The following is a 17561-nucleotide window of genomic DNA, read 5'->3' as shown; positions in this document are numbered from 1 at the left end:
AAGCGTGCCCCGTGTTGTTAGTCGCCATTTGTCCCTACACTTCAGATCAACAGCTCAGGTTAACCCTCTCACTCCACCGTGAAATTCAAGAGGGAAATCTGAAGCAACATTCGAATTTTTTGAGGACATGATTATGAACACTTTTATCCAACGCCTTCTGACTTCTCATCCCTCTCTGGCACCGCTGGCATTGCGCGTTCCTGTTGGGATTATCCTAATGGCCCACGGCTCACAAAAACTGTTCGGCTGGTTCGGTGGCTCCGGGCTGGAAGGCACCGGTCAATGGATGGCTTCGATCGGCCTGGCTCCGGGTTTCCTGATGGCATTGTTAGCCGGTAGTGCAGAGTTCTTTGGGGGTCTGTTTATTCTGCTGGGTCTGCTGACTCGTCCGGCTGCAGCCGTCGTCGCCTTTACCATGGCTGTCGCCATTGCCAGCGTCCACCTGGAAAATGGCCTGTTCATGGCGAACAACGGCTACGAGTTTGGTTTGGCGCTGTTAGCCATGGCTGTCTCTCTGGCCATTTCCGGGGCGGGTAAACTGGGTCTGGACAACCTGCTGGCTAACCGCCGCTAATATCGACCGCCACTATTTCCGACCGTCCTGAAGATTCTGTGTCAGAGCCTCTGTCTCAGGACGCTGGTTCACAGAGGCAGAATCCTTCAGTAACGAAGCAACCTGGGAGTTAACTATGATCACAGTACGTAAAGCACATGAACGTGGCCGGGCGAACTTTGGCTGGCTCGACAGTCGCCATACGTTTTCTTTTGGTAGTTACTATGACCCGCAACACATGGGATTTTCCGAACTGCGCGTGATCAATGATGACATCGTGCAGCCAGGTGCAGGATTTGATACCCACGGTCACCGTGACATGGAAATCATCAGCTACGTATTGGAAGGCAGTATCGCCCATAAAGACAGTGAAGGTAATGTGAAGATTTTGCATGCCGGAGAATTTCAGCTAATGTCTGCCGGGAGTGGGATTTATCACAGCGAATACAATGCGTCTGACACCAGCCCATTACGATTTTTGCAAATATGGATCCAGCCAAGTGAAACCGGCGGGCAACCGGGCTATCAGCAAAAAGCGTTTGGTCGGGAACCGGGGATCACATCGATTGCGACACCCGATGGCCAGGGCGGCACCCTGAAAATCAAGCAGGATGCTTCCCTCAGCCAGATTATCCTGCTGCCGGGGGAATCGGTGCCGATTACTCCCCAAAGGAACGTGTTCATCCACCAGGTCGACGGGCAACTCAGTGTCAACGACACAATCCTCGCACCGGGGGATGGCGCAATGATAACTCAGGAAAGTGACATCCTGCTCAGCAACCTTGGAGCGGAACCGGTGACAGCCCTAGTGTTTGACCTGCCATAACCACTCCACCTTACGTGCGAACCTATATATTCGGCAGACAGCCCTTCCCTGTCTGCCGAACTTTTATTCACACTTGAGTACCAGCACCTTGTTTTCCGCCTTCTGCCAACTCTCCCTACCGCTGGGCTGCTGCTTGTCTCATTACCTTTCCTTGACTTAACAACAGCACCGGAAAGTGTAAGATTTTTTGTTTCATACTGTCACTGTGAAGAAGTATTGCCAATATCTAAGGAAAGCCTTAACACGGTTCTGTACGAAAATGCGTTTCATATAATTGAGAATTTAGGCATTACTAGAAATATGGGAGGAGGAAACGTGGAAAATTAGAATGATTTGTGAATCATGAGTTTTAATAAATTTATTGGAAAGCACTAAACTCACTAATATTACATGAATCAGCATATGAAAAATGCCTCAATGTTGAGGCATTTTTGTATTTAAATCAGATTTAAAAAATTAATTCAAATAACAATCAATCAGAATTAATTATAAATACTTTTTCGCAGCTTTTACTGCTTCTTTAAGATTTGGAATCGTAGTTAACTCTGGTACTCTTTGTGTGTACACTACTTTATTAGACTTATCTGTAACGATAATACTTCGCGTCAATAAACCTAACTCATCGATTTGTGAACCTGTATTCAAACCAAATTGATGCTTTGATGAATCAGAAAGGTATGTAATTCCTTGTAAACCTTTCTCTTTTAGAAAACGCTGTTGAGCAAAAGGAGTATCTGCACTGATAGCAAAAAATTCAATACCTTCTAGATCAGTTTTATTTTTTGAAACATACTTATCTAAGTCAATAGCTTGTTGAACACAAACAGGAGTATCTACAGAAGTTAACACGCTATAAATCTTTACAGCGCTTGTTTCAGAGCTGGTATCAAAAGGTTTTAGTTCAGAGGTCACCAATTGAATCGATGGCATGTAATCTCCGACCTTAATCGCCTCACCAGATAATTTAAACTTATTTGTTTTTTCTAATGTTACAACTTGATGCTCACCAAAGTCAGCATTCGTATCTGTTGTAGAAAACTGAGCAAAAGCGCCAGTTGAAAACAGCAAAGATACAACTAATGTTATTTTTTTCATTTATTGGCTCATCGAAGAAATTGCAGCGTCGTAATTTGGTTCATTTGTAATTTCTTCAACCAGTTCACTGTGAATGACAATGCCTACTTTGTTCACACATACGATCGCACGAGTAGTTAAACCTCTGAGTGCGCCATCTGGAATTGCCACTCCATATGTCTCAGCAAAGTCTAAGCTACGGAAAGTTGATGCATGTTGAACATTATCAATCCCTTCTATTTCGCAGAATCGACCGACAGCAAAAGGTAAGTCAGCAGAAATACAGATCACCTGTGTATCATCTAATTTTGAGGCTTCCTCATTAAAACGCTTAACACTGGCCGCACACACTGGGGTATCGATACTTGGGAAAATATTAAGAATCAGATTTTTCCCTGAAAAACTTGATAGTGTCAGTTCAGATAAGTCAGATGCTGTAAGAGAAAACTCAGGAGCTAATTGACCAACGACAGGAATCGAACCGACAATATTCACAGGGTTATTTTGAAAAGTTACTTGTGGCATTTTTGTTACTACTCTTATTTAAGCCATTGAGAAAACGAATAAATAAGAACCCATATATTCAAAATTAGCAATGACAACTTTGTAGGTCTGACCAGACATTTTCTTACAGATATAGCGAGGTCAATATGCGTTCCCCAATATTCAACAGTCCTAATTTTCAACAGAAACTAGACTATCAACAAATATTTTTAACAATTAAGCCACGGAGACTTTGCTCAATTCACAATTCATGAATAACTACAGGCCTTGCATAGCTAAGTTGCGGAGAATAAACGCTATTAGTATTCTCGCGTAGGAATATGAGACTCATAGCGCGCTTTGTAATGAAAGATAATTTCAATTTCTATTTATCGATTAATCAAATAAAAATAGGTGATTTAACGTACTTAAAAAAGAGGTTACATTTTGAAACAGTTTCCGACAATTATCTTAATTAGGTAACGAAACAGTGCCACTCGATGGCTTTTATCCACCACATAACATTGAAGCGTATAACGATTTAACAATACCATTGCAACCAACCCAACACGATTCTTAATCATGGATTCACACTCGTTTAATCAAGGCAGTCAGTCATACCCAAAAACCAACCTTCAGAGGACTTTTGATTGGGGAAATACGCATTAACCGCATGTGTGTGAACCTCTACTCAAAAATAGACAGCGGCATAAGCGAGTTAGAGTAACTTGTCAGATCTTATTGCACCGTGATTTGACTACTGACAAGTTGAATTCAGGCTATTTCAATTTTACGTAATTGATAAACTATGTCGCTTACGGTGCGAACGACATCAGCAACGCGTAACCATTCCGTCAAAAATCGCTCATATTTCGACACATTTTTCCTTGCTGCTTTTCGCTTCAATGCCTTGCTACATCATGTTTTCTCAGGACAAAGCCGCCATGGAAATGGTAAGGTAACGCCTGCGTTTCCGCCTTCTTACCCGATTTTCTGTCTATCGGATTACCAGAGAAACGCCTTGCTTTATGCCGCGATAACCACAAGGAACCATGCATGAGCCACACGATTGACTTAAGCGAACTGATAGAACGCATTTCCGCGGCCGATACAGACGAACAACGCCAACTTTTTAATGAACAGGAAATCCAGCAGCTGGATCCCGGTTCGATTGCCACTTTGCTTGAAGCCCTACCGCTGCACGAGCGGATGGAGTTATGGCGACAACTGCCGCTCAACAGCCATGTTGACGTGCTTACCGCTATGCGTGCCGATACCCGTGACTGGGTAATCCACTCACTCAGCGAAGCCGAACTGAACCTGGTTCTGGCGAAACTCGATAACTTGTCGCTGATTGAATGGGCAGACTCGCTGCCGGACGAGATCATCGAAAAGGCCATGAGCCTGCTGAGCAAAGACGATCTCGAGCTGTTCGACCGCGCCAACCAGTACAGCGATGATCAAATTGGCCGATATGCTAATCCCAAAGTCATGTCTCTGCCTCAGGGCATCTCGGCAAAACGTGCTCTGGTGCTGCTGGAACGCCACGGCTATAGCTACCCGGCCCCTATCTATGTGGTCAACCACAGCAAAAAATTTGTCGGCGGCGTAAACTACCAGCAGTTACGTGAAGCTGAGCCCATGGCTAAACTCAGTACCCTAGCCGATCGTTCCTTTCCGGTGGTGGAAGACGATGCCTCCCTGACCGAGGCCGTCGAAGCCATTGAACACAGCCAGCGATTCAGCCTGCCTATCGTTGATAAGCAAGATCAGCTGATTGGTGAAATCGACCTTCATCTGGCGCTGGAGCTGATGCGTGAGAGCTACGAAAGCACGCTGATGGCAAACGCCGGTATGAGCGAAGAGGATGACTTGTTTGCGCCTATCGCTAAAAGTGCCCGTAAACGTGCCGTTTGGCTGGGTATCAACCTGCTCACGGCCATTCTGGCATCGGTGACCATCAGCTTATTTGAAGACGTCATTGCCGAAGTGGTGGCGTTAGCGGTTCTGATGCCGATTGTCGCCTCAATGGGCGGGATTGCCGGCAGCCAAACCCTGACACTGATGATCCGCGGTATGGCGCTGAATCAGGTCACGGCCGGTAACCGCTGGTCACTGCTGCGCAACGAGTGCGGGATCGGTTTTCTGAACGGTGTGTTGTGGGCAGTGCTTATCGGGCTGCTGGCCGGCATCTGGTTCCAGTCTTTCCTGATTGGCGCCATTATCGCAGTCGGTATCGTCGTCAACATTATTACTGCCGCCCTGTTTGGGGTACTGATACCGGTCGCACTGGATAAATTCAAGCTCGACCCGGCACTGGCAGGCTCCGTGGTTCTGACCACCGTCACGGATGTGGTCGGTTTCTTTGCTTTCCTGGGCACAGCCAAACTTCTGCTTCTATAGCAACTGCCAGCCCCGGCCTCGACACTCACACCACAAAGAAAAACGCCCCGTCGCATAGCGCAACGGGGCGTTTTTTTGATTCCGCCTTAAACCTCGGCCTAAGCCCTGTTTTATCCCGATAATAAACCTGTTTTCGTGCGGTTTTCGTCCGTTTTAGTACGAAAGATATCTCAGCACTCTGCGATACGACCGTTTACAACTCGGAATGTTAACGGTTTGCAGCATACCCAGGTAGCCCCAGCTTTTCGGCTACTGCCTGCGCCAGCTGCTCATCAACCAATCGGAAATGCGCCAACTGTTGTTGAACAATCGCTTCCGATTGCACCTCACCCAGCGAGGCAGCAATATTACCCGCCAGACGAGTCTGCTGACCTTTATCCATCAGGCGATACAGGTTGCCCGGTTGCGAGTAGTAATCCGCGTCATAATCACGGAAGTTGAAATGCAGCGCTTCTTTTTCCAGAGCCAAAGGCGGCGCATAATCTTGAGTCGGCTGATAGGCTCCCTGCTGATTCGGCGCGTAGTTCGGCTGCTGGCCACCGTTATTGTCCACCCGCATACCACCGTCACGGTGAGACGTATTCACCGCAGACTTTGGCCGGTTAACCGGCAGTTGGCCATGGTTGATACCCAGGCGGTAACGCTGTGTATCCCCGTAAGAGAACAGGCGCCCCTGCAGCAGACGATCCGGTGAATATCCGATGCCCGGCACCACATTAGCCGGAGTGAACGCCGCCTGCTCAACCTCCGCAAAATAGTTATCCGGATTACGGTTAAGCTCCAGCACACCGACGTCTCGCAACGGCACATCTCCATGCGGCCAGACCTTGGTGATATCAAACGGGTGAATGTGGAAACGCTCTGCTTCAGCCTCGCTCATGATTTGCACTTTCACATCCCAGCGCGGAAACTCTCCGTCTTCGATACTCATAAACAAATCCACCTGCGATGACTCGCGGGTTTTGCCGGTAATTTTGGCCGCTTCCTCATCGGTGTAATAACGGTGCCCCTGCTGCGTTTTAAAATGGAACTTCACGTAGAAACGCTCATTATCACGATTGATAAAGCTGTAAGTGTGACTGCCATAACCGTTCATGTGGCGATAGTCAGTCGGAATGCCACGGTCACTGAACAGGATCATCAGCTGATGCAGTGACTCTGGGTGACGTGACCAGAAATCCCAGGCCGCTTCTGCGCTGCGCAGGTTAGTTTTCGGATCGCGCTTCTGAGTATGGATAAAATCCGGGAACTTCAGCGCATCACGGATAAAAAACACCGGCGTGTTGTTACCAACCAGATCCCAGTTGCCTTCGCCGGTGTAGAACTTCAGGGCAAAGCCGCGGACATCACGCTCCGCATCGGCCGCGCCTTTTTCTCCGGCGACGGTAGAAAAACGCAGCAAAACCTCAGTCTGCTTACCGATTTCGGAAAACAGATCAGCCTTGGTAAATGGGGTGATATCGTGCGTGACCGTAAAGGTTCCGAATGCTGCTGAGCCTTTCGCATGCACGACTCGCTCAGGAATACGTTCACGATCGAAATGCGCCAGCTTTTCCAGCAGCCAGGTATCCTGCAACAAAACAGGGCCGCGCGGGCCTGCGGTCAGGCTGTTGTCGTTATCGGTGACCGGTGCCCCATTGGCATGAGTAAGCGTTTGTTTTGTCATAATTTCTCTCCTTCATCTTTGCCTCTACGATAGGCTTTCCGAGGACGGAGATAAAATTCATCCTGCCTATTTTAGCGATAGGCACTGCCTTAGAAACCGTCTTTTGCTGCCGGCTTTGATCAGACACCGCAAATCGCCGGTTCCCGATTACACTAAGAAGACGCCCCTTCATGCACTGCCGGAGCACATTATGCTTAATATGGAATTCGACCAGATTGTGATTATTGATACCGCGGCCATGGAGTGGCAGCCCAGTCCAAGCCAGGGCGTGTGGCGCAAACCGCTGGAGCGCGAAGCTAAAGAGTCCGGTCATACCACCAGTCTGGTGAAGTATGCGGCAGGTTCCTGTTTTCCCTCCCATAAGCATCCGCTGGGAGAGGAAATTCTGGTGTTAGACGGGGTGTTTTCTGACCAAACCGGCGACTTTGGCCCGGGCAGCTACCTGCGTAATCCCCCCGGTAGTGAGCATTCGCCCCTCAGCCGCTCCGGCTGCACGCTGTTTGTAAAACTGAACCAGTTTATGGTGAAAGATCATGAGGAAGTGCGGATAGATACCCTTAATACCGACTGGCATCAGGGAGACAATGGGTTTGCCGCGATACCACTTCATCTGTGTGGCCATCAGCACACGGCACTGGTCTCCTGCCCGCCCGACCTGACTTTCCCGCCTCATCCGGCGATTGGCGGAGAAGAAATCCTGATTCTCTCCGGTGCTCTGAATGATAAGCATGGCCATTATCCTGCCCTTAGCTGGCTGCGCCTACCCCACCTGAGTAAACGCACTTTCACAACCAGTGAAGGCACAGTGCTGCTGTATAAAACCGGACACCTGCCGATTAGCTTGTAGCTCTGTTAAGCGATCAGCGACTCTCCCACCAGCCCGGCAATCCGTTGGGCTGCCCGATATAAAAAATCCGGGGGAGTCATTCCTCCCCCGGATTTCATGGTGTACTGATGATTGTGCTCACGTTCAGCTTACATTGGCTAATGCGCCGTCACACGATCGCGACCGTTCACCCGTGATGCTGGGTGAGCCGTAGTACAGGCAAATCCGATGGCCATCTATTTCTTTGATATCAAACGGGATTTCGTACATCGCTTCCATGATGGATGTCTGAATCACCTCATGGACCTTACCGCTGGCGACCACTTCCCCTTTTTTCATTGCCACAATGTTGTCGGAATAGCACGAGCCAAAGTTGATGTCGTGAATCACGATCACCACGGCTTTGTTGAACTCATGGGCCAGACGACGCAGCGTGGTCATGATATCGACAGAATGGCGGATATCGAGGTTGTTCAGCGGCTCATCCAGAAAAATGTAATCCGTGTTCTGGGCCACCACCATCGCAATGAATGCCATCTGGCGCTGGCCACCGCTCAGCTCATCCAGGTATTTGTGCTGGATATCTGAAATGCCCAGATGCGCCAGCGCCTCATCAATAATACGGTTGTCTTCCTCATTCAGTCGCCCCTGTGTATGCGGGAAGCGCCCAAACGCCACCAGCTCGCGAATCGAAAACCGCATGTTGATATTGTTCGACTGGCGCAGCACTGCCAGACGCTTAGCCAGATCCTTGCTGTCCCACTGCGATAATGGCTTGTCGGCGATCAGCACTTCGCCGGCGTCACTTTCAGTCAGGCGACTCGCCATCGACAACAGGGTGCTTTTACCCGCGCCGTTAGGACCGATAATTGAGGTCACTTCCCCTTTCGGAAATAGCGCACTCGCGTCTTTTACAACGAATTGTTGGCCGTAGCTTTTAGATAATCCGGTCAGTTTAATCATGGCAACTAAATCTTGTTTCGCGCTAACAGGAAGAGGAAGTAGCTTCCTCCGAGGAAATTAATGATGATACTGATAGTGGTATTGAAATTCAGGACTTTCTCGACCATGAACTGCCCCCCGACCAACAGCAAAACCGCCAGCAGGCTGGTTGCAACCAACAGAAAACGGTGGTGATAGTTGCGGTACATTTCACGGGTCAGGCTGACGACAATCAGGCCGAAGAACAGTACCGGCCCCACCAGCGCGGTAGAGATAGAAATCAGGATAGCGACCACCATCATCACTTTGAGGGTCAGTGCACGGGTATCAACCCCCAGACTTTTCGCGTTATCTTCGCCCAGCCACATCACATCAAGCTGCGATGCCAGACGGCTGAGGTACAACAGGCACAGCCCCAACGGAAGGGTGCACCAGTAAACAATCTCGCTGTTCACGTTGTTGAAACTGGCAAACATCGCCCCTTCCAGTACCGTGAACTCGCTCGGATCTATCAGCATCGCGAAGAAGCTGCTGAAACTTTCAAACAGGCTGCCAAGCACAATACCGACCAGCAGCAAGGTGAACACATTGTTGTTTCTGCGACGGAAGTACAGGCTGAACAGCGCGGTCGACAGGCCGGTCATCACCACCACACACACCACAAAATTCAGGTGCGGATTGGCAATCATGGCACTGGCACTGCCAAACACCGCCACAATCAGGGTCTGCAGCATCACGTACAGCGAATCGAAACCCAGAATCGACGGCGTCAGAATGCGGTTGTTGGTAATGGTCTGAAACACCAGGGAGGATGCCGAAATTGCCACGGCGGCCATGGCAATGGCCAGGATTTTAGGGATGCGACGCGACAGGAAAAACTGGTAGTTATCGGGGGTCAGCCCCTGCCCCAGAAAAACGGCCACAATCGCCAGCGCCACTGCCGCAATCACAGTGAGTTTCAACATGTCTTGTTTCTTACTGAGATCACGCACGGGCTTTATCCCTCAGAACCAGATAGATAAATGTCGTGCCGCCGAGAATGGAAATGATCATGGCGATAGGCACCTCGAACGGGAAGATAATCACTCGCCCCAGAATGTCGCAGCTCAGTACCAGAATGACGCCCCAGAAGGCCGTCCACGGCAGGTTGCGCTTCATGTTGTCGCCGACAAACATCGAGACCACATTAGGCACGACCAGCCCAAGGAAAGGAATTACGCCGACAATCATCACGACTGATGAAGACAGCACGGCCACAATCACGACGCCGATCAGCACAATTTTCTGATAATCGAGGCCGATGTTTTTGGCAAAGCTCTCACCAATACTGGCCGCGCTGAATTTGCTGGCAAAACGGTAAGCCAGTACCGTGGCCGGAATGGCCAGATACAGCAGTTCGTAGTTCCCCTGCAGCACGGACGAAAAATTCGCAACGGTCCAGGATTTCATGGTCTGGATAAGATCGTATTTGTACGCCATGAACTGGGTCAGTGCCGACACCACATTGCCGTACATGATCCCAATAAGCGGTACCAGCACAGTGTTTTTAAATTGCAGGGACTGCAGAAAGCGCACAAACAGCAGCGTGCCGCCCAACGCGAAAGCAAAAATGACCGCGAGATCCAGCCATTTACTCATGCCGGTGAACAGCACCATGGTCGCAACATAGCCCAGCACGGCACAGTCGATGGTGCCGGTGGTATCCGGAGAAGCAAAACGGTTCTGGCAGATCTGCTGCATGATCAACCCTGCCACACTCAGGCCAGCCCCAGCCAGGCAGATCGCCAGTAAGCGAGGAATACGGCTGGCAAACAAAATAGAAGTGGACTGGAAATCGCCGTTGAGCAGGCCGGCCAGCGTCATTTCGGCCACCCCGATTGACAGGGAAAGCACGCCCAGCAGGACGAGAAGAAACGCCGCAAGGGCGATTCGGGAATGATGGAATAAATTCGGTTTCATAAATTAAAAGAGGCCTGCGAATACACAGGCCTCAGCGTTATAAGAAAGAGGGATTAAAACAGTTGGGCAATGTCATCAATCATAATGTCGGTTGCCGTCACACCAGCCATAGTGATGTACCAGGCATTCGGATTCAGATACACAATGCGATCGTTTTGCGATGCCGGGGTCGATTTCACCAGCACATTGTTGAATCGTGACTTGGCTTTACCGATCTCTTTCCCGATAGCCTGCTCGCGATCCAGTACGAAAATCACGTCTGGTTTGGCATCGGCAATGTATTCAAAGGAGATCAGGTTGCCGTGGGAGCCGGTTGTTTTCACCTCTTCGCTACGGGCCGGGTTGAAACCAAACTCATCAAACACCATCGAGAAACGGCTGCCTTGGTTGAACATCGCCAGGTTGCTGCCGTTGTTCATCACCATCATGGCTTTCATCTGGCTGGCCTGTGCTTTCGCGCGGGTGTCATCCAGTTTGGCCTGCGTGTTTGCGATCAGTGCATCTGCTTCTGTCTGCTTGTCAAACACTTCACCCAACATACGCCAGTTGGCCTGCGTGTCTTTCCAGTACTCACCGTAATCAACCGCATACATGATGGTCGGCGCGATCTTATTCAGCTCTCCCATCATTTCACGCAGACGGGCTTCCGCGATGATCAGATCCGGCTTAGCCATGTAAATGGCTTCAAAATCCGGTTCTTTGACAGACCCCATCGCGGCATATTTCTTATCCTGATACTTGTCCAGGTAGGTTGGCATCATCGCTTTCACGACCCCAACCGGCTCGACGCCGAGACGATCCAGCGTATCCAGACTGCCGTGACCCAGCACGACAACACGTTTAGGCACACCATCCAGGGTAATTTCACCTTCATGGTGCTGAATAGTTTTTGTTGCTGCAAAAGATGAAGCAGCAGCCAGTACGCCTGCCGCTACCACAACAAGACGAGTCAAAGACCTCAAAGATTTCATCCAGAATTTCCACGGTTTACAGAAAAGTGAGCCAATCCTAGCCAAAAAATCTCCCGAGGTCACGAACAAAAATGCGAATTATTCTCCTTTACATTTCAGTAACGATTCAGCTTGATGGTGATAGTCTCATTCTCGCGATGTCATTGAGACGTATCGAAAAGCCCATTTAGAAGCAATGGGTTGGCATCAAAATCCGTTTATCCGCAAGCGACATCACCCGGTTTATGAGGAGCCATTGCCAGTCAGTCAGCACCGATACACAACAGCCAGGCGGCTGACACAAGCTGATTAACCGATACACGGACACGGTTTCACATTGGTATTTATCTGGGGTATTTATCCGGCGGCAGTAAACGGTGCTTCACGCTGATTTTTCTGACGCTTTCATAGAATAGGCATGGTGACACTGAGTCCACTCCGGCGGACATTGCTGGCGCAGTGCATCGAGCAACACTTTAACCCGCAAGGGCGGCCGACCCGCGGTGTAATAACAGGCCACTTCCGTTGCTTCCGGTTGCCAACCCGGCAGACAGGGCAACACGCTACCGGGATGGGCCCGTTCGAACCCGTCTGCCAGCCAGACCGGTAACATGCCAATACCCCGCCCGTTGGCAATAGCGTCAGCCTGCATGGTCAGGCTGTCGGTCCGTAATCGGGAATTGATAGGCGGCAAATCGTAGCTACCTTCCTCCTTGTGAAGCAGGGTCAGCCCATCCTGCCGTTTGGCAATCAGATCAATCCAGGGGTGGCCAGTCAGCTCACTCGGGTGGGTCGGTGGCGGGTGATCCTCCAGGTACGCCGGTGACGCGTATAGTCCGAACGACCAGTGCCCCAGCAACTCACGCCGCAGCGAATGTTCAGGCGGAGAGCCGACCCAAATCATCAGATCAACCTCGCTGTTTCCCGCTGCCAGCGTCTGGGAATGCAGATTAATATGAATGCCCGGGTGCGCATTCATAAACTGGTTCAGCACCTTTGAAAACCACCCGCGTAACAGATTCGGGTGAACCAGCAAAGTGAGCTCCCCGCAGGCATTATTGCTGAGACTTTGCAGCGCCTCTTTGCCCTGTTCAGACAACGCCAGAATCTGTCTGGTGTACTGTGAGAACACCTGCCCGGCTTCCGTCAGACTCAGTCGGTTCCCCTGCCTGGTGACCAGCGACTGCCCCAGATCGACTTCCAATTGTGCCAGACGTCGGCTCAGGGTGGATTTAGGCTGGTTCAATACTTCAGCCGCTGCCGTCAGACTCTGGTACTGACAAAGGGCATCAAAAGCTTTTAGCGCTGCAAGATCATGCATGGCTTAACATTTTTCCTTCATAACTCCAAGCGAATCCCCGTTCCATAAATGGAAAACACCGTTCCGTTTATTGCCCTAGCTCTTTGTTTCCAGTTAGGGAAGAATCCGCACCACAATTAATAATGATTATCATTTAAGGAGTTACCTATGTCCAGCCCCAAGCCTGCTGTTATGCCGCTAGTTGCTGCAATTGCGTCCGTATTGTCGGTTTCTGCCTATGCAGAGTCGTCGTCGCAAGCCATGGAGACCGTTGTTGTCACCGCAGCAGGCTATGAGCAGTTACAGGTCGACGCACCCGCCAGTATCAGCGTAATTTCCCGTGACGAACTGGAAAAACGCTACTACCGCGATGTGACGGATGCCCTGCGTGACGTGCCGGGGGTGGTCATTACCGGAGGGGGGGATACCACCGATATCAGCCTGCGGGGGATGAGCTCGAAATACACCCTGATTCTGGTTGACGGCAAACGCCAGTCATCCCGCGAGACACGTCCGAACAGTGACGGCCCGGGCATTGAACAAGGCTGGCTGCCACCGCTACAAGCGATTGAGCGCATTGAAGTTATTCGCGGCCCGATGTCGACCCTTTACGGCTCCGATGCCATCGGGGGGGTTGTGAACATTATTACCCGCAAATTCGGCAAAGAGTGGAGCGGTAACGTTCAACTGGATACCATTATTCAGGAAGACAGCCGTTCGGGTGATCAACGCAGCGCGAACTTCTATCTGAGCGGCGCGCTGATTGAAGACAAACTGGGCCTGCAACTGTACGGCCAGACCACCCAGCGCGACGAAGACAAAATCGTCAACGGTTTTGAAGATAAGTCCCTCAACAGCGTGACCGGTAAGCTGAACTATCAGATTAATGACGACAACCTGATCCAGTTTGAAACCGGTGTCTCTGAGCAAGATCGCCGCGGCAACGCAGGCATGAGCGTGGAAGAAAACGGAAAAGATTCCGTGAACGAATATCGCCGTACTCACTATGCCGTGACTCACCAGGGCAACTGGGATGACATCAGTACCGACAGCTATGTGCAGTATGAAATCAGCGATAACAAAACGCGTAAGATGGAAATTGCCAACACCACTGCAAAATCAACGGCGTTCCTGACGCTGGGCGATCACATGGTGACAGTCGGTGCTGAGTTTACCCATGCCTCGCTGGATGACGAGTCGTCCAACAAAGCGAAAACATCAGGCCGTACGCATATTTCCAACACCCAGATGGCAGCGTTTATCGAAGATGACTGGAGCCTGACGGACACCTTCTCGTTGACGCTGGGCGGCCGCTTTGACCATGACGAAAACTATGGTGAACACTTTAGCCCACGTGCCTACGGGGTATGGCACTTTGCCGAAGACTGGACACTGAAAGGTGGTGTATCGACCGGTTTCCGTTCGCCACAGCTGCGTGAAATTACCGCCGACTGGGCACAGGTCAGCCGTGGCGGCAACATCTACGGTAACCCGGATCTGTCACCAGAGAAATCAGTGAACACCGAAATCGGCCTGCTGTATTCCAGCCTTGGCGGTCTGAATGCCGGTCTGACGCTGTTCAATAACGACTTTAAAGACAAGATCACCCGAGTCACCTGCCCGACATCAATCTGTACTGAAGGACAGAATGACTGGGGTGCCGATCCGACATACCGCGTCAACGTCGATAAAGCCGTTACCCGCGGGGTAGAGGCCACATTGGCCACGCCTCTGACCGACACCATCAGTGTGAACGCCAGCTATACCTATACCGACTCTGAGCAGAAAAGTGGTCAGTACAAAGGCATGCCACTGAACCAGCTGCCAAAACACCTGGCGAATGCGGGGATGGACTGGGCTGCGACTGACAATCTGGGCAGCTGGGTGAAAGTGACTTACCGCGGCAAAGAAAGCCAGCCGGTTACCACACCGTCTAGCCGTACTTTCATTGCGCCGTCTTATACCTTTGTTGATGCGGGTATTAACTACCAGCTGACCGACAACGCACGCGTAAAAGCAGCGATCTACAACCTGTTTGATGAAGCGGTAACGTACGAGAAATACCAGTACGTTGAAGACGGTCGCCGTTACTGGCTGGGAATGGATATTGCGTTCTAACCCAAACGTCTGACAATTCGGCTCACTTTCTATGCCACTGTGACAAAGGCTTTTCGGTCGCTGTCACAGAGAAAGTGAGCCTTTCTTCCCGCCTTTATTTACACCTTTCTTGATACTTCCGGTTTGCAGCGATTTATCCGCTTACTGTATCAGTGTGCAGCAGCGATAGCCGTCGCAGCTAAACGGTAATAGTCGACCGACTGTCGGGTTTCATCAAACTCGAATCCCAACTTCGTCAGCACGTTGAGTGAAGCAACATTTGCCGGTTCTATGCCTGCAATAAAGTACGTTGCACGGCTCACTTCTGGCGCTAAATGAGGCGTCGCTACGTCCCGCTCTGAACACTCAGCATCAGGCAAACATGCATCTGACAAATAATGCAGTAACCCTTGCATGGCTTCGGTCGCCAGACCTTTGCCCCATTGCGCTTCATCTAGCACATACCCCACCCGGTAGCCCCGTTTTCCGTGCTCTTGTTCCGGAAACACAAACAGATAACCAATGGCTGATCTGTTCTCTGAACCATTTACCGTACTGTCGCCATCCACTTGTTCAGTGAGCCTCAGCAGCATGCCGGTCTGCATCATGCTGTCCAGCCAGCTATCGACCTCAAGGGGGGAGCGCAGTTGCTGACTGGCCGGCGGCAGATAGCGGCTCACCCGTGCGGTAAACATAGCCATGATTTCCTGATGTAGCCCCGCCTGGTGGCGGTTTAGCGAAGCCACCTGCAACCTTTGAGTACGAAACGCAATGTGATACATGCTTAGCTCTGTCATCATCTTTTCCTCTGTGAAGCCACATTGTAACTGTCAGGGAGTGACGGCTCCACTCTAACCTCACCCCCCTTATGCCCACCACCATCCAGCAAAAAATTTCATCAATACAAAGAAAAACTTGCGGAAAACCTCACCGCTTCCCGCTCCGATTAGCGCGATACTCAGCGACAGAAGAACATTGTTTGAGGATTCAAGGAGACGGTTATGGACGTGCTGATTCTTGTCGCACTGATCCTGCTTAACGGGGTGTTTGCCATGTCAGAAATTGCGCTGGTGACGGCCCGGAAAAGTCGATTACAAAAACTCGCGAGCCAGGGGGATGCCAGTTCGGCACTGGCCATTCAGCTCGGCGAAGAGCCAACCCGTTTTTTATCAACAGTTCAGATTGGCATCACGGCTATCGGGATCCTCAACGGTATTTTCGGAGAAGCCGCACTGGCGGCTCCGCTGGCTGACCTGCTGCACGAGAACGGACTGAGCACCAGAACCAGCTCGGTCACTGCGACAGCCATAGCGGTTGTGGGCATTACCTATGTTTCCATTGTCATCGGCGAGCTGGTGCCCAAGCGCCTTGCCCAGTTTCATCCTGAGAGTATCGCCCGAGTCATGGCCTTTCCGCTGGCACTGCTGGCAAAGCTGTCTCGCCCGTTTGTTTGGCTGCTTTCCGGCTCTACCGACTTAATCCTGCGGCTGCTTGGCAAAAACAACCAGAACAACGGTGACAGCCTGACCGAAGAGGATATCCGGGCGGTGCTGACGGAAGGTAGCGAGTGCGGGGCGATCGAAAAACAGGAACACGACATGGTGCGAAACGTGTTCCACTTTGATGATCGGCGCGTCACATCCCTGATGACACCGCGCAGCGAAATTGAGTTGCTCGATATCAATACGCCGATAGACAGCAACATTAATCGCCTGCTGGCTTCCGGCCATGAACGCTTTCCGGTGGTTGAAGGGAGCATTGATAATCCACTTGGCATCAGCTCCGCCAAGCAGTTCTTGCAGCACAAGATTGCCCGGTCGGGCTCTACGCTCACCCACTCCCTGCAACCTGCCGTCTTTGTACCTGAAACCTGGACCGGTACTCAGCTGCTGGCACATTTCCGTCAATCTGGCGACACCATGGTGTTTGTGGTGGATGAATACGGCGATGTTCAGGGAATTGTGACTCCCCATGACATTCTCGAAGCACTGACTGGCGAGTTTAATATCCGTGCGCCGGAAGATATCTGGTCACTGGAAACAGAAGAGGGACAATGGTTGATGGATGGGCTGATCCCCATTCTGGTGCTTAAAGACCTACTGGCCTTAACGGCTTTGCCGGACGAAACACACCATGGTTACCACACTCTCAGTGGCATGCTGATGTGGTGCCTGAACCGATTGCCAGAGGTGGATGATGTCATCGAATGGGAAGGCTGGCGCTTCACGGTCACCCGGGTGGAAGGTAACCGAGCCGACAAGATCAACGTCTGCCAGATTGCCGCCAAGTTAGAACCTGACAGAACAGAGGAAGGCCAACGCCACTCCCCTGACAAGGGAGCCTCTTCCCCGATATCGGGAGACGTATCCCCGAAGTAATCACACCAGAAGACGATCAGGGAACGGGGAAAAGCGCAGCCTTACCCCGTTAGTTACTTTAACCACTGCTTATGCTGAACCACTGCTCATGCTGAACCACTGCT

General features: G+C 50.9%; 15 protein-coding genes. 6 read left to right on the top strand and 9 right to left on the bottom strand.

Annotation, left to right across the window (positions count from 1 at the left end; translation table 11 throughout):
• Positions 1-133 precede the first annotated feature (133 nt).
• Together C9I92_RS07130 and C9I92_RS07125 are read left to right on the top strand one after the other, a co-directional pair.
• Positions 134-574, top strand: coding sequence for a DoxX family protein (locus tag C9I92_RS07130; protein WP_047885145.1), 441 nt, complete (start codon positions 134-136; stop codon positions 572-574).
• 115 nt (positions 575-689) lie between these two features.
• Entirely contained in the window at positions 690-1379 is a 690-nt protein-coding gene (locus C9I92_RS07125) for a pirin family protein (RefSeq protein WP_047884923.1), read from the top strand.
• Positions 1380-1865: 486 nt separating this feature from the next.
• On the opposite strand, the gene C9I92_RS07120 is transcribed toward C9I92_RS07125, so the two are convergent.
• Positions 1866-2474: a peroxiredoxin gene (locus tag C9I92_RS07120; protein WP_047884924.1), complete on the bottom strand. Its 609-nt coding sequence runs from the start codon at positions 2472-2474 to the stop codon at positions 1866-1868.
• A complete protein-coding gene (gene tpx, locus C9I92_RS07115; RefSeq protein WP_047884925.1) occupies positions 2475-2978 on the bottom strand; it encodes a thiol peroxidase in 504 nt (167 codons plus the stop codon).
• 1014 nt (positions 2979-3992) lie between these two features.
• On the opposite strand from tpx, the gene C9I92_RS07110 reads away from it, so the two are divergent.
• On the top strand, positions 3993-5339 hold the full coding sequence (locus C9I92_RS07110) for a magnesium transporter (protein ID WP_047884926.1): 1347 nt from the start codon (positions 3993-3995) through the stop codon (positions 5337-5339).
• 208 nt (positions 5340-5547) lie between these two features.
• Here C9I92_RS07110 and C9I92_RS07105 read toward each other — a convergent pair whose 3' ends face one another.
• Positions 5548-7005: a catalase gene (locus tag C9I92_RS07105; RefSeq protein WP_047884927.1), complete on the bottom strand. Its 1458-nt coding sequence runs from the start codon at positions 7003-7005 to the stop codon at positions 5548-5550.
• 190 nt (positions 7006-7195) lie between these two features.
• Between C9I92_RS07105 and C9I92_RS07100 the strand changes: the two genes are divergently transcribed.
• Positions 7196-7852 (top strand): cupin domain-containing protein, encoded by a 657-nt coding sequence (locus tag C9I92_RS07100; protein WP_047884928.1) that lies wholly within the window; start codon positions 7196-7198, stop codon positions 7850-7852.
• 123 nt (positions 7853-7975) lie between these two features.
• Here C9I92_RS07100 and C9I92_RS07095 read toward each other — a convergent pair whose 3' ends face one another.
• From C9I92_RS07095 to C9I92_RS07075, 5 genes are all read right to left on the bottom strand, one after another.
• Entirely contained in the window at positions 7976-8794 is an 819-nt protein-coding gene (locus tag C9I92_RS07095; protein WP_047884929.1) for an iron ABC transporter ATP-binding protein, read from the bottom strand.
• A 5-nt stretch (positions 8795-8799) separates the two neighbouring features.
• On the bottom strand, positions 8800-9738 hold the full coding sequence (locus C9I92_RS07090; protein WP_047885146.1) for an iron chelate uptake ABC transporter family permease subunit: 939 nt from the start codon (positions 9736-9738) through the stop codon (positions 8800-8802).
• A gap of 19 nt (positions 9739-9757) precedes the next feature.
• Positions 9758-10732 (bottom strand): ABC transporter permease, encoded by a 975-nt coding sequence (locus C9I92_RS07085; RefSeq protein WP_047884930.1) that lies wholly within the window; start codon positions 10730-10732, stop codon positions 9758-9760.
• Positions 10733-10785: 53 nt separating this feature from the next.
• Positions 10786-11703, bottom strand: a complete 918-nt coding sequence (locus tag C9I92_RS07080) for a siderophore ABC transporter substrate-binding protein (RefSeq protein WP_047884931.1) — start codon at positions 11701-11703, stop codon at positions 10786-10788.
• Positions 11704-12064: 361 nt separating this feature from the next.
• Complete coding sequence (locus C9I92_RS07075) at positions 12065-13003, bottom strand: LysR family transcriptional regulator (RefSeq protein ID WP_047884932.1); 939 nt, start codon at positions 13001-13003, stop codon at positions 12065-12067.
• A 147-nt stretch (positions 13004-13150) separates the two neighbouring features.
• On the opposite strand from C9I92_RS07075, the gene C9I92_RS07070 reads away from it, so the two are divergent.
• Complete coding sequence (locus C9I92_RS07070) at positions 13151-15100, top strand: ligand-gated channel protein (RefSeq protein WP_047884933.1); 1950 nt, start codon at positions 13151-13153, stop codon at positions 15098-15100.
• A gap of 149 nt (positions 15101-15249) precedes the next feature.
• On the opposite strand, the gene C9I92_RS07065 is transcribed toward C9I92_RS07070, so the two are convergent.
• Positions 15250-15876, bottom strand: a complete 627-nt coding sequence (locus tag C9I92_RS07065; protein ID WP_047884934.1) for a GNAT family N-acetyltransferase — start codon at positions 15874-15876, stop codon at positions 15250-15252.
• Positions 15877-16080: 204 nt separating this feature from the next.
• Here C9I92_RS07065 and C9I92_RS07060 point away from each other — a divergent pair, with 204 nt between their 5' ends.
• Complete coding sequence (locus C9I92_RS07060; RefSeq protein ID WP_084712532.1) at positions 16081-17457, top strand: hemolysin family protein; 1377 nt, start codon at positions 16081-16083, stop codon at positions 17455-17457.
• Positions 17458-17561: the final 104 nt, after the last annotated feature.

It is taken from the genome of Photobacterium ganghwense (genome assembly GCF_003025595.1).
Classification (GTDB): Bacteria; Pseudomonadota; Gammaproteobacteria; order Enterobacterales; family Vibrionaceae; genus Photobacterium; species Photobacterium ganghwense.
The sequence above is the reverse complement of the archived record's forward strand: the minus strand, read 5'-3'. Positions and strand labels throughout refer to the sequence as shown.

What these genes read in the sequence shown, in the direction of transcription:
- C9I92_RS07130 (WP_047885145.1), top strand. Translation starts at nt 134, where the DNA reads ATGAACACTTTTATCCAACGCCTTCTGACTTCTCATCCCTCTCTGGCA.
- C9I92_RS07125 (WP_047884923.1), top strand. Translation starts at nt 690, where the DNA reads ATGATCACAGTACGTAAAGCACATGAACGTGGCCGGGCGAACTTTGGC.
- C9I92_RS07120 (WP_047884924.1), bottom strand. Translation starts at nt 2,474, where the DNA reads ATGAAAAAAATAACATTAGTTGTATCTTTGCTGTTTTCAACTGGCGCT.
- tpx (WP_047884925.1), bottom strand. Translation starts at nt 2,978, where the DNA reads ATGCCACAAGTAACTTTTCAAAATAACCCTGTGAATATTGTCGGTTCG.
- C9I92_RS07110 (WP_047884926.1), top strand. Translation starts at nt 3,993, where the DNA reads ATGAGCCACACGATTGACTTAAGCGAACTGATAGAACGCATTTCCGCG.
- C9I92_RS07105 (WP_047884927.1), bottom strand. Translation starts at nt 7,005, where the DNA reads ATGACAAAACAAACGCTTACTCATGCCAATGGGGCACCGGTCACCGAT.
- C9I92_RS07100 (WP_047884928.1), top strand. Translation starts at nt 7,196, where the DNA reads ATGCTTAATATGGAATTCGACCAGATTGTGATTATTGATACCGCGGCC.
- C9I92_RS07095 (WP_047884929.1), bottom strand. Translation starts at nt 8,794, where the DNA reads ATGATTAAACTGACCGGATTATCTAAAAGCTACGGCCAACAATTCGTT.
- C9I92_RS07090 (WP_047885146.1), bottom strand. Translation starts at nt 9,738, where the DNA reads ATGTTGAAACTCACTGTGATTGCGGCAGTGGCGCTGGCGATTGTGGCC.
- C9I92_RS07085 (WP_047884930.1), bottom strand. Translation starts at nt 10,732, where the DNA reads ATGAAACCGAATTTATTCCATCATTCCCGAATCGCCCTTGCGGCGTTT.
- C9I92_RS07080 (WP_047884931.1), bottom strand. Translation starts at nt 11,703, where the DNA reads ATGAAATCTTTGAGGTCTTTGACTCGTCTTGTTGTGGTAGCGGCAGGC.
- C9I92_RS07075 (WP_047884932.1), bottom strand. Translation starts at nt 13,003, where the DNA reads ATGCATGATCTTGCAGCGCTAAAAGCTTTTGATGCCCTTTGTCAGTAC.
- C9I92_RS07070 (WP_047884933.1), top strand. Translation starts at nt 13,151, where the DNA reads ATGTCCAGCCCCAAGCCTGCTGTTATGCCGCTAGTTGCTGCAATTGCG.
- C9I92_RS07065 (WP_047884934.1), bottom strand. Translation starts at nt 15,876, where the DNA reads ATGACAGAGCTAAGCATGTATCACATTGCGTTTCGTACTCAAAGGTTG.
- C9I92_RS07060 (WP_084712532.1), top strand. Translation starts at nt 16,081, where the DNA reads ATGGACGTGCTGATTCTTGTCGCACTGATCCTGCTTAACGGGGTGTTT.